We start from the raw sequence: 11,150 nt of genomic DNA on the forward strand, positions 1-11,150 counted from the left end.
GACCAGGGGTTTCCCGAGACGTATACGGCATTGTCAGTGGCGTGGTGTGCAATGGATCTCGTGCCCGCACTGGAAGAACCACTCACAAAGGTGCTCGGCCCCGCCACCGCGAAGGTGATGGCCGAGCATCTCGGCCTGCACACCGTCGGCGACCTCCTGCACCACTATCCGCGCAGATACGAGGAGCGGGGCCAGCTCACACACCTCGCCGAGCTGCCCCTGGACGAGCATGTGACGGTGGTCGCGATGGTCGCCGACGCCCGGCTGCACTCCTTCGCCTCGGCCAAGGCGCCCCGGGGCAAGGGCCAGCGCCTCGAAGTGACCATCACGGACGGCAGCGGCCGGCTCCAACTGGTCTTCTTCGGCAGCGGTGTTCACAAACCCCACAAGGAGCTGCTGCCGGGCACGCGCGCGATGTTCGCGGGCAAGGTCTCCCTCTTCAACCGCCGACTCCAACTGGCCCACCCGGCCTACGAGTTGCTCAAAGGCGACCCCGAGGAGGCGGTCGACACCTGGGCCGGCGCCCTCATCCCCATCTACCCGGCCACGGCCAAGCTGGAGTCCTGGAAGATCGGCAAGGCCGTCCAGACGGTGCTGCCCAGCGCCCAGGAAGCCATCGACCCCCTCCCGGACTCCCTGCGCGAGGGCCGCGGCCTGGTCCCCCTCCCCGAGGCCCTCCTCAAGATCCACCGCCCGCACACCAAGGCGGACATCGCCGGCGCCCGCGACCGCCTCAAGTGGGACGAGGCCTTCGTCCTCCAGGTCGCCCTCGCCCGCCGCCGCCACGCCGACGCCCAACTCCCGGCGGTCGCCCGCAAACCCGCCCCCGACGGCCTCCTGACCGCCTTCGACGCGAAGCTCCCCTTCACCCTCACCGACGGCCAGCAGAAGGTCTCCAAGGAGATCTTCGACGACCTGGCGACGGAGCATCCGATGCACCGGCTGCTCCAGGGCGAGGTCGGATCGGGCAAGGCGCAGCCGCTCGACTCGCTCGTTCTCACACCAACCGGATTCCGTCGCATGGGGGATCTGGCGGTCGGAGATGAGGTTGTCGTGCCGAATGGCGAGATCGCGCTGGTCGACGGTGTCTTCCCGCAGGGAGAGCGCGATGTCTGGCGGCTGGTTCTCTCTGACGGAAGTTCTGTCGAGTGCGACGACGAGCATCTCTGGATCGTCGGGACGAGCTGTGGATGGCACCGTGGCCAGGCTCCCAAGGTCATGACGACTCGGGAGATCCGTCTCGATACGTTCAAGGCCAATGGATCTTCGAAGTGGTACCTCCCAGCGGCGACGCCGGTCGACTTGGGGGACGATTCGCAGCTTCCGCTCGACCCCTACCTCTTCGGCCTGCTGCTGGGCGACGGCTCGTTCCGACACAACTTGAGGCTGTCCACCGTCGACGCCGAGATCCGCGATGCCGCAGCGTCGGCCGTGGCTCCTGACTGCCGCCTCGTTCCGGTCGCCGGCTCTCGGTGCGACCACACGATTCAGCTCACCCGTCGCGTGGGCGGCGTACGCAACCCCATCATCCAGACCCTCCGTGATCTGGGACTGTGGGGGCTGACCTCACACGACAAGTTCATCCCCACCGAGTTCAAGAACAGCTCGATCAAGAACCGTCTCGCTCTGCTGCAGGGGCTCCTGGACACTGACGGCACCATTCAGGCGACCGGCCTCAGCATCTCGTTCTGCTCGGCCTCGCGTCGGCTCGCAGACGATGTTGCCTGGCTTGTACGTTCGTTGGGAGGCCGAGCGCGGGTCCTGCCAAAGCGAGCCGCCTTTGAGGTCTCCGTCGCGCTGCCCGACGAGTACGCTCCGTTCCGACTGTCCCGCAAGGCAGATCGGGTGCGCCCCCGGCCGAAATACAACACCTTCCGCCGTGGCATCCGTGTAGTGGAATACGTGGGTCACAAGCCGGTCCAGTGCATCAGCGTCGCCCACCCCAGCCACGCCTACGTCACCGACAACTTCACGGTCACCCACAACACGATGGTGGCCCTACGAGCCATGCTCGCCGTCGTAGACGCGGGCGGACAGGCCGCCATGCTCGCCCCCACCGAAGTGCTCGCCCAGCAGCATCACCGCTCGATTGTCGAGATGATGGGGGAGCTGGCCGAGGGCGGAATGCTGGGCGGCGCGGAGAAGGCCACCAAGGTCACGCTGCTCACCGGCTCCATGGGGACGGCGGCGCGACGCCAGGCGCTGCTCGATCTGGTCACCGGGGAGGCCGGGATCGTGATCGGCACGCACGCGTTGATCGAGGACAAGGTGCAGTTCCACGACCTCGGCCTAGTGGTCGTGGACGAGCAGCACCGCTTCGGCGTCGAGCAGCGCGACGCCCTGCGCGGCAAGGGCAAGCAGCCCCCGCACCTCCTGGTCATGACCGCCACGCCCATCCCGCGCACGGTCGCCATGACCGTCTTCGGCGACCTGGAGACCTCGGTCCTCGACCAACTCCCGGCCGGCCGCTCACCGATCGCCAGCCACGTCGTCCCGGCCGCCGACAAGCCCCACTTCCTGGCACGCGCGTGGGAGCGCGTGCGCGAGGAGGTGTCCAACGGACACCAGGCGTACGTGGTCTGCCCGCGCATCGGCGACGAGGACGACGACCCCAAGAAGTCCAAGAAGAAGCCGTCCCCCGAGGACGAGGCCGAGAAGCGCCCGCCGCTAGCGGTCCTGGACGTGGCCGCCCAGCTCACCAAGGGCCCCCTCCAGGGCCTCAAGGTGGAGGTCCTGCACGGCCGTATGCCCCCCGACGACAAGGACGCCGTGATGCGCCGCTTCGCCGCCGGCGAGACGGACGTCCTCGTCGCCACGACGGTCATCGAGGTCGGGGTGAACGTGCCGAACGCCACAGCGATGGTGATCATGGACGCCGACCGCTTCGGCGTCTCCCAGCTCCACCAGCTCCGAGGCCGAGTAGGCCGCGGCTCCGCCGCCGGTCTCTGCCTCCTGGTCACCGAGATGCCCGAGGCCACCCCGGCCCGCGGGCGCCTCAACTCGGTCGCCTCCACCCTCGACGGCTTCGAACTCTCCCGCATCGACCTCGAACAACGCCGAGAGGGAGACGTCCTCGGCCAGGCCCAGTCAGGCGCCCGCACCAGCCTGAGGATGCTGGCCGTGATCGAGGACGAGGAGATCATCGCGGAGGCGAGGGAGGAGGCCACGGAGGTAGTGGCGGCAGACCCAGACCTGGAGCGCCTGCCAGGCCTACGAACGGCCCTGGACGCCCTACTGGACGAGGAGAGAGAGCAGTACCTGGAAAAGGGCTGAGGGCTGACCCCCAGGGGCGCGGGGAACTGCGCGACCAGCCACACTGATACCTGAAGCCGCCCACACCCAAGGACCACAGATGACCCGCGTGATCGCCGGCGCAGCCGGCGGACGCCGCCTGGCCGTGCCGCCAGGGACCGGTACCCGCCCCACCTCCGACCGCGCACGCGAAGGCCTCTTCTCCACCTGGCAGGCCCTCCTGGGCGGCCCCCTGGACGGCGAGCGGGTCCTGGACCTGTACGCGGGTTCGGGAGCGGTAGGCCTGGAGGCCCTCTCCCGAGGCGCCGCCCACACCCTCCTCGTGGAGGCCGACGCCAAGGCCGCCCGCGTGATCCGCGAGAACGTCAAGAACCTCGGCCTCCCCGGCGCGGAGGTCAGGGCGGGCAAGGCCGAGCAGATCATCAAGTCACCGGCGCCGACACAGCCGTACGACATCGTCTTCCTCGACCCGCCGTACGCCGTCCCGGACGACGATCTTCGGGAGATTCTGCTCACACTCCGGACCGAGGGCTGGCTCACCGGCGAAGCCCTCGTCACCGTGGAGCGCAGCACCAGAGGCGGCGAATTCCGGTGGCCGGACGGCTTCGAAGGGGTCCGGGCCCGTCGTTACGGCGAGGGGACGTTTTGGTACGGTCGCGCCGCCTCTACGTGCGAAGACGCACGATGACCGGACCGGAGAGCGAGGGATCTCAAGTGCGCCGCGCCGTCTGTCCCGGGTCGTTCGACCCGATCACCAATGGACACCTCGACATCATTTCCCGCGCCTCCCGTTTGTACGACGAGGTCTACGTCGCGGTCATGATCAACAAGTCCAAGAAGGGCCTGTTCGAGATCGACGAGCGGATCGACCTGATCCGCCAGGTCACCGCCGAGTACGAGAACGTCAAGGTCGAGGCGTTCCACGGCCTCCTCGTCGACTTCTGCAAGCAGCGTGACATCCCGGCCATCGTCAAGGGCCTGCGCGCGGTGAGCGACTTCGACTACGAGCTGCAGATGGCCCAGATGAACATCGGCCTCTCGGGCGTGGAGACCCTCTTCGTGCCCACCAACCCCACCTACAGCTTTCTCTCGTCCTCCCTGGTCAAGGAGGTGGCGACCTGGGGTGGAGACGTCTCCCACCTGGTGCCGCCGGTGATCCTGGAGGCCCTCAACAAGCGTCTGCGCCAAGGCTGAACGGGCTACAGTCGTCCCGTCCGTCTCCATCACAGCTGTAGAGAGTGGCGAGCACACGGTGGACGTGCAGAAGAAGCTCGACGAGATCGTCGCCTCGGTCTCCAGTGCCCGGTCGATGCCCATGTCGGCCTCGTGCGTGGTCAACCGCGCCGAGCTGCTCGCGATGCTCGAAGAGGTGCGCGCGGCCCTGCCCGGCTCCCTCGCGCAGGCCCAGGAGCTCATCGGCGACCGGGAGCAGATGGTCGAGCAGGCCCGCCAGGAGGCCGAGCAGATCATCCGGGGCGCACACGCCGAGCGCGGCTCCCTGATCTCCGACACCGAGATCGCCCGCCGCTCGCAGAACGAGGGCGACCGCATCCTCGCCGAGGCCCGCAAGGAGGCCGAGGAGGTCCGTGCGGAGGCCGACGACTATGTCGACTCCAAGCTCGCCAACTTCGAGGTCGTCCTCACCAAGACCCTCGGCTCCGTGGGCCGGGGCCGCGAGAAGCTCCTCGGTACGGGCCCCGGCCTGGACGAGCAGGGCTACGAGGACGAGGACGCCCCCGAGCGCAGCCATGACCCGGAGACCCTGCGCCGCGACGCCGACACGTACGTGGACACCAAGCTGGGCGCCTTCGAGGCGGTTCTCGCCAAGACCCTGGACGCGGTCGGCAAGGGCCGCCAGAAGCTGCACGGCCGTATCGCCACCGACGACCTCGGCTCCCTCGCCTTCGGCGACGACGGCGCCCCCGTCCAGCACTCCAGCGACGCCGACTACCTCGACGACCTCGCGGCTCTCGCGGACGCGGACCAGGCGGCCGCCGCCCGCATGCCGGAGATCCCCGCCCAGCAGCAGTACGTCCCGCAGCACGAGGTCCAGCAGCAGGACCCGTACGGCTATCAGCAGCAGGACCAGTACGGGTACCAGCAGGCCGACCAGGCCGACCAGTACGGAGCCCAGCAGCAGTACGCCCAGCAGCAGGACACCTACGGCTACCAGCAGCAGGCCGACCCCTACGCCTACCAGGGCTACGACGCCCAGCAGGCCGCCTACGACCCGAACCAGGCCCAGCAGCAGGGCCACCAGGGGTACGGCGGGCCCGAGGCGCATGCCCTCGACGAGACCAGCCTCTTCGACACGAGCATGATCAGCGCCGAGCAGCTGCGGGCCTACGAGCAGGGCCGCGGCCAGTAAGGGACCACCGGATTGGGCCGTGAGCGAAAGGTCCAGTATCCTGGCTCTTCGGTCGCGTGCACGTCCGCGATCAACGCTGCCCGGGGAACACCGGAGGGCAGCGTTCCCTCAGCTTGGAAGATCGAAAGCAGGAATGGCTCTGAACGCCCGCCTCGACCACCGCAACCCCCTCGTGTTCGACACACACGAGCTGGGTCGGCGGCCTGGTGCGCAGCAGCGCCTGAACCGCTCGATCGAAGCTCCCCAGGATCTCGGGATCGCGGGAGTCATCGGAGTGCCGGAAGGCGCCCCGGTGGAGCTGGACCTCCGCCTGGAGTCGGTCATGGAAGGTGTGCTTGTCACAGGCACCGCCCGTGCACAGGCCAAGGGGGAGTGCGTAAGGTGTCTGGAGCCGCTTGAGCAGAAGCTCGTAGCGGACTTCCAGGAGATGTTCTCGTACCCTGACGCCGACGACCGGGGCCGCCCGAAAGCGGAGCCGGCCGACGACGCCGAGGAAGACGAGGACAGGCTCTTCATCGAGGACGGCTTGTTCGACCTCGAACCCGTGCTGCGTGATGCGGTGGTGCTCGCACTGCCGATGCAGCCGGTGTGCCAGGACGACTGCCTGGGCCTGTGCTCCGAGTGCGGAGCCCGGCTGGCGGACGACCCGGACCACCACCACGAAGCCGTCGACATCCGTTGGGCGGCACTGCAGGGACTCGCCGGTTCACTCGAAGACGGCGAGAAGGACGAGATCAGTGGTGAAGCGCCTCGATCGGCGCGCGCCAACGAGAAGCAGGAGAAGTAGCCGTGGCTGTTCCGAAGCGGAAGATGTCGCGCAGCAACACGCGCCACCGCCGGTCGCAGTGGAAGGCTGCGGTCCCCACCCTGGTTGCGTGCGAGCGCTGCCACGAGCCCAAGCTGCAGCACATCGCGTGCCCGTCTTGCGGCACCTATAACAAGCGCCAGGTCCTCGAGGTCTGAGCGGCTGGTGAGAGGCACTGTGTCTAGCCCCAAGAAGGCGGATGACGCCAAGGCGGACCCAACCGCCAAGGCGGATGCGAACGCCAGGAAAGCGGACAACACAGCCTCGTCCCACACGCTTCTGGAAGGGCGGCTCGGCTACAAGCTCGAGTCCGCCCTTCTGGTGCGTGCGCTGACCCACCGTTCGTACGCGTACGAGAACGGCGGTCTGCCGACGAACGAGCGGCTGGAGTTCCTCGGGGACTCCGTGCTCGGTCTCGTCGTCACCGACACGCTGTACACCACCCACCCCGACCTGCCTGAAGGCCAACTGGCCAAGCTGCGGGCCGCAGTGGTCAATTCTCGTGCGCTGGCGGAGGTCAGTCGTGGCCTGGAACTCGGCCTGTTCATCCGGCTCGGCCGTGGTGAAGAGGGCACGGGAGGCCGGGACAAGGCGTCCATCCTCGCCGACACCCTGGAAGCGGTGATCGGCGCGGTCTATCTCGATCAAGGACTCGACGCGGCGTCGGAGCTGGTGCATCGCCTGTTCGACCCGCTGATCGAGAAGTCCTCGAACCTCGGTGCCGGCCTGGACTGGAAGACCAGTCTCCAGGAGCTCACCGCGACCGAAACACTCGGCGTGCCCGAGTACCTGGTCACGGAGACCGGCCCCGATCACGAGAAGACCTTCACTGCTGCCGCCCGCGTCGGAGGCGTCTCGTACGGCACCGGCACCGGCCGCAGCAAGAAGGAGGCGGAGCAGCAGGCAGCGGAGTCCGCATGGCGGTCCATCCGCGCTGCCGCCGACGAGCGAGCCAAGACGGCGACCGCAGAAGCTGCCAAGGCGGCCGAGGTCGCCAAGGCAGCCGAGATCGCCGAGGAGAACGACGGCCCGTCCTCGGCGTCCGCCTGACCGAACAGCGCGACCGAGCGCCCGTCCCGAGCGTTGGGGCGGGCGCTCGCTTCATACATCAGTGGTGGGGGAGCCCATGCCCGAGTTGCCCGAGGTCGAGGTCGTCCGACGTGGCCTGGAGCGGTGGGTCGCCCATCGCACTGTCGCCGACGCCGAGGTGCTGCACCCGCGCGCGGTGCGCCGCCATGTCGCCGGCGCCGACGACTTCACCCACCGCCTCAAGGGTCACCGCATCGGCGCTCCCAGCCGTCGCGGCAAGTACCTGTGGCTGCCTCTGGAGGACACGAACCAGTCCGTCCTGGCCCACCTCGGCATGAGCGGCCAGCTCCTGGTCCAGCCGCACGAGGCACCGGACGAGAAGCACCTGAGGATCAGGGTCGGCTTCGCGGACGCCCTCGGCACCGAACTCCGCTTTGTCGACCAACGCACCTTCGGCGGCCTGTCGTTGCACGACAACACCCCCGACGGCCTGCCGGACGTCATCGCGCACATCGCCCGCGACCCCCTCGACCCGCTGTTCGACGACGAGGCCTTCCACCAGGCCCTGCGCCGCAAGCGCACGACCGTCAAACGGGCCCTGCTCGACCAGTCGTTGATCAGCGGAGTCGGCAACATCTACGCGGACGAGGCCCTTTGGCGGGCCCGCGTCCACTACGAACGCCCCACCGCCAACTTCACCCGCCCCGTCACCGCCGAACTCCTGGGCCACGTAAGGGACGTGATGAACGAGGCCCTCGCGGTGGGCGGCACCAGCTTCGACAGCCTCTACGTCAACGTCAACGGGGAGTCGGGCTACTTCGACCGCTCCCTCGACGCGTACGGCCGTGAGGGCCTGCCCTGCAAGAGGTGCGGCACGCCGATGCGCCGACGCGCCTGGATGAACCGGTCGAGCTACTTCTGCCCGAAGTGTCAGCGGGCGCCGCGCGTCTCGTCGTAGCGCGTGCGTGCGTGAAGTACGTCGTCCATGCGGCCCTCGACGAGGTGGATGAGGGCCAGCAGGTGCTCGGCGACCTGGCGGCCGAGCGGGGTCAGTTCGTAGTCCACGCGGGGCGGGTTCGTCGGCTGGGCCTCGCGGTGCACCAGGCCGTCGCGCTCCAGCGCGTGCAGGGTCTGGGACAGCATCTTCTCGCTGACGCCGTCGACGCGCCGGCGCAGCTCGTTGAAGCGCAGCGATCCCTCGTACAGAGCGCTCAGCGCGAGCCCGCCCCAGCGCCCCGTGATGTGCTCCAGGGTGCCGCGCGACGGACAGGCCTTGGCGAACACGCTGTACGGGAGGTCCTGGGCCTCCGTGTACTCCTGCGGGGTGTTCATCCCTCAAGCGTACGTGAACGCAGCGCTAACCAACAGGTTGCACTAACCGGAAGTTAGCGCTGCGTCCACTGTCACTCAGTATCCGAAGTCCTGCGTCCACCACGGGCCACCCGTCCCGAAGTGCACGCCGACTCCCAGCGTCGTGAAGTCGCAGTTCAGGATGTTGGCCTTGTGACCGGGGCTGTTCATCCACGCCTCCATCACAGCCGCGGCGTCGGCCTGACCCCGGGCTATGTTCTCGCCGCCCAGGTCGGTGATCCCGGCAGCCGCCGCGCGGTCCCACGGAGTGGCCCCGCTCGGGTCGGTGTGGTCGAAGAAACCCTGCTCGGCCATCGCGTCGCTGAAGTCCTCGGCCAGCTTCGCCAGCGCGCTGTTGGCGGACAGGGCGCTGCAGCCCACCTTCGCCCGCTCCTCGTTGACGAGCTTGAGCACGGCGGCCTCGGCGGCGGCCTCCGCGGACACCGTCACCGGGGCCTTGGCCTGCTTCGACGGCTTGGTGGCCGCCTGGGAAGGCGTCGCCTTCGGCTTCTTGCTGGGTGTGGTCGTCGGCTTCTTCGTCGGAGCCTTGGTCGGCGCGGCCGTGGAGGCCGAGACGGACGGCGAGGGAGACGTCGTACGGTCGGCGTCGCGGCTCGTCGACGAACCGTCGTCGCGGCTGTCGGCGCTGCCGGACGTGCCGCCCTGCTCGGTCGCGCTGTTCGTCGGTGAGTCGGCGGCCTGCACCTTGTCCCCGTTGTTGCCGCCGCCGAGCTTGTAGTTGTCGATGCCGGGCAGTGCGCCCGTGGCGACCGCGACCGTGCCGATGGCGACCGCCGCGGACACGCCGAGCAGTCCGGTGCGGACCGGCGTCACACCCTTCTTCTTGCGCCGACGCCCACCCGCCCCGCCGGAACCCCCACGGGGCGTGCTGCCGCCCTCGGGGAAGACGACGCGGTAGTCCTCGTCGGTGGCGAAGAGGTAACGCTCGCTCCTCGCGGTGGTGGCGGCGTACTCCTGCGTGTGCAGGTAGGGCGCCGTGCCCACCGAGGGAAGGTCTCCCGCATACGTGCCGTATGCGTCGTACGAGTCATGCGGGTCGTAGCTGCTCGCGTATGAGCCGTGTGTTTCCGTGACCCCCGTGGCGCGGCCCGTGGCGGCGCGGCCGGCGGCGGAGCGTCGGTGGCGTCCCATGTCCTTGCCTTCCTCGTCCTTGCGGTGACCAGACTCACTCGATTGAGTGAGTTTCATATGAGATTCATTGGGTCGGGACGGTACCGCATGGCGCTGGGGGACGGAGTGCCCAGTGAGACATTGGCCGGTTAGGTTGCACCCATGAGCGAGGATGTGCGACTGGTCGCCTGGGTGCGGGGACGCGTCCAAGGTGTGGGTTTCCGCTGGTTCACGCGGGCCAAGGCCCTCGAACTCGGCGGCCTGAGTGGTTTTGCTCTCAATTTGGGGGACGGACGGGTCCAGGTGGTCGCGGAGGGCTCCCGGGAACGGTGTGAAGGGCTCCTCGACTGGCTCCAGGGCGACGACACGCCCGGCCGCGTTGAGGGTGTCACCGAGATCTGGGACACACCTCGTGGGGGTTACGACGGCTTCGCCATCCGCTGAGCCGAATCTGTAAACCGGCTGTGGAAGAAGCGGAGGGACATGCCACCGGCACCTGCCTGAAGCAGAGATGGCCTGGTGGTTGCCAAGAAGGGCTTGTCGTGGCAGGCTCCGCAGGTAAAGATGATCGCCACGGCCTCAGGGTCCCGCAGGAGTCGTAGCGCCGCCCATCTGGGCAGCGTTCCCCCGGGTTGCCCGCCATTGCAGGGCGTGATCGTGTTGACCGTCAAACTTTTTGGTGAGACGCTGAAAGCCCCGCGCACCTTAGCTGTTTGGCATGGAGAACGGCAGCAAGAACTCAAGAGTGTCAAGCACCGCGGGTGCGATTCCCTCACGACCCACACCGCATTCGGTCGGTCACTCAGTGTGGAGGACCATCCATCATGGCAAAGGCGCTTCTCGGTTACGTCGGCGGCTCCGACCCTCGACTCCTCGCCGAGATGCGACGGCTCCAGCAGCGCGTACAGGATCTGGAATCCGAGCTCCTTCGGATCCAGGCGGAGAACGACGCGCTCGCGGCTGCCGCTTCTCACGACAGTCTCATGGAGAGCATCGACGCACACCAGGCGGAGCCTGCGCTCACCTGATCGCTGCATCGCTCCACGACAGCTCACGCAGTGGTTGGGCTGCCCGTATCAACCGCTAAGTTGTCAGAGTTTGAGTCAGAGTCTGCAAGGGACGCTTCGGCGTCCCTTCTTTCTTTCCCCCGTGCATCCTTTCACTCTCTTTAACGTCTGGTGTGCCCTGCACGTTCATTGGTGAAACCGCGGGGTA

Annotated in this window: 12 protein-coding genes; 10 read left to right on the forward strand and 2 right to left on the reverse strand. The window is 68.1% G+C overall.

Going from position 1 to position 11,150, the window contains the following annotated elements; all coding sequences use genetic code 11:
• The first annotated feature begins 51 nt into the window (after window positions 1-51).
• The 8 genes from AC5DRG_RS37385 to mutM all read left to right on the forward strand — a co-directional run bounded on the left by AC5DRG_RS37385 (window position 52) and on the right by mutM (window position 8,412).
• A complete protein-coding gene (locus AC5DRG_RS37385) occupies window positions 52-3,273 on the forward strand; it encodes a helicase-related protein (protein ID WP_491804119.1) in 3,222 nt (1,073 codons plus the stop codon).
• Window positions 3,274-3,352: 79 nt separating this feature from the next.
• On the forward strand, window positions 3,353-3,940 hold the full coding sequence (gene rsmD / locus AC5DRG_RS37390) for a 16S rRNA (guanine(966)-N(2))-methyltransferase RsmD (protein WP_491804120.1): 588 nt from the start codon (window positions 3,353-3,355) through the stop codon (window positions 3,938-3,940).
• Between the two features lie 26 nt (window positions 3,941-3,966).
• Complete coding sequence (gene coaD, locus AC5DRG_RS37395) at window positions 3,967-4,446, forward strand: pantetheine-phosphate adenylyltransferase (RefSeq protein ID WP_491813260.1); 480 nt, start codon at window positions 3,967-3,969, stop codon at window positions 4,444-4,446.
• 58 nt (window positions 4,447-4,504) lie between these two features.
• Window positions 4,505-5,620, forward strand: a complete 1,116-nt coding sequence (locus AC5DRG_RS37400; RefSeq protein ID WP_491804122.1) for a F0F1 ATP synthase subunit B — start codon at window positions 4,505-4,507, stop codon at window positions 5,618-5,620.
• A 133-nt stretch (window positions 5,621-5,753) separates the two neighbouring features.
• Window positions 5,754-6,407: a YceD family protein gene (locus AC5DRG_RS37405; RefSeq protein ID WP_491804123.1), complete on the forward strand. Its 654-nt coding sequence runs from the start codon at window positions 5,754-5,756 to the stop codon at window positions 6,405-6,407.
• A gap of 2 nt (window positions 6,408-6,409) precedes the next feature.
• The gene (gene rpmF / locus AC5DRG_RS37410) at window positions 6,410-6,583 is read left to right on the forward strand and encodes a 50S ribosomal protein L32 (RefSeq protein ID WP_007493396.1); all 174 of its coding nucleotides are present in this window, start codon (window positions 6,410-6,412) and stop codon (window positions 6,581-6,583) included.
• A 7-nt stretch (window positions 6,584-6,590) separates the two neighbouring features.
• Window positions 6,591-7,475 carry a ribonuclease III gene (gene rnc / locus AC5DRG_RS37415; protein ID WP_491804124.1) on the forward strand — a complete coding sequence of 295 codons (885 nt, stop codon included), beginning with the start codon at window positions 6,591-6,593 and terminating at the stop codon, window positions 7,473-7,475.
• Between the two features lie 76 nt (window positions 7,476-7,551).
• The gene (gene mutM / locus AC5DRG_RS37420; protein WP_491804125.1) at window positions 7,552-8,412 is read left to right on the forward strand and encodes a bifunctional DNA-formamidopyrimidine glycosylase/DNA-(apurinic or apyrimidinic site) lyase; all 861 of its coding nucleotides are present in this window, start codon (window positions 7,552-7,554) and stop codon (window positions 8,410-8,412) included.
• Here mutM and AC5DRG_RS37425 read toward each other — a convergent pair.
• Together AC5DRG_RS37425 and AC5DRG_RS37430 are read right to left on the reverse strand one after the other, a co-directional pair.
• Window positions 8,385-8,786, reverse strand: a complete 402-nt coding sequence (locus tag AC5DRG_RS37425; RefSeq protein ID WP_491804126.1) for a winged helix-turn-helix transcriptional regulator — start codon at window positions 8,784-8,786, stop codon at window positions 8,385-8,387. The two genes, mutM and AC5DRG_RS37425, sit on opposite strands and share 28 nt — an antisense overlap.
• Before the next feature lie 75 nt (window positions 8,787-8,861).
• On the reverse strand, window positions 8,862-9,956 hold the full coding sequence (locus tag AC5DRG_RS37430) for a CAP domain-containing protein (protein WP_491804127.1): 1,095 nt from the start codon (window positions 9,954-9,956) through the stop codon (window positions 8,862-8,864).
• A 141-nt stretch (window positions 9,957-10,097) separates the two neighbouring features.
• On the opposite strand from AC5DRG_RS37430, the gene AC5DRG_RS37435 reads away from it, so the two are divergent.
• Both AC5DRG_RS37435 and AC5DRG_RS37440 read left to right on the forward strand, forming a co-directional pair.
• Window positions 10,098-10,379 carry an acylphosphatase gene (locus AC5DRG_RS37435; protein WP_491804129.1) on the forward strand — a complete coding sequence of 94 codons (282 nt, stop codon included), beginning with the start codon at window positions 10,098-10,100 and terminating at the stop codon, window positions 10,377-10,379.
• 380 nt (window positions 10,380-10,759) lie between these two features.
• Window positions 10,760-10,963, forward strand: a complete 204-nt coding sequence (locus tag AC5DRG_RS37440) for a hypothetical protein (RefSeq protein WP_491804130.1) — start codon at window positions 10,760-10,762, stop codon at window positions 10,961-10,963.
• Window positions 10,964-11,150 lie beyond the last annotated feature (187 nt).

It is taken from the genome of Streptomyces sp. JLBG701 (genome assembly GCF_058544905.1).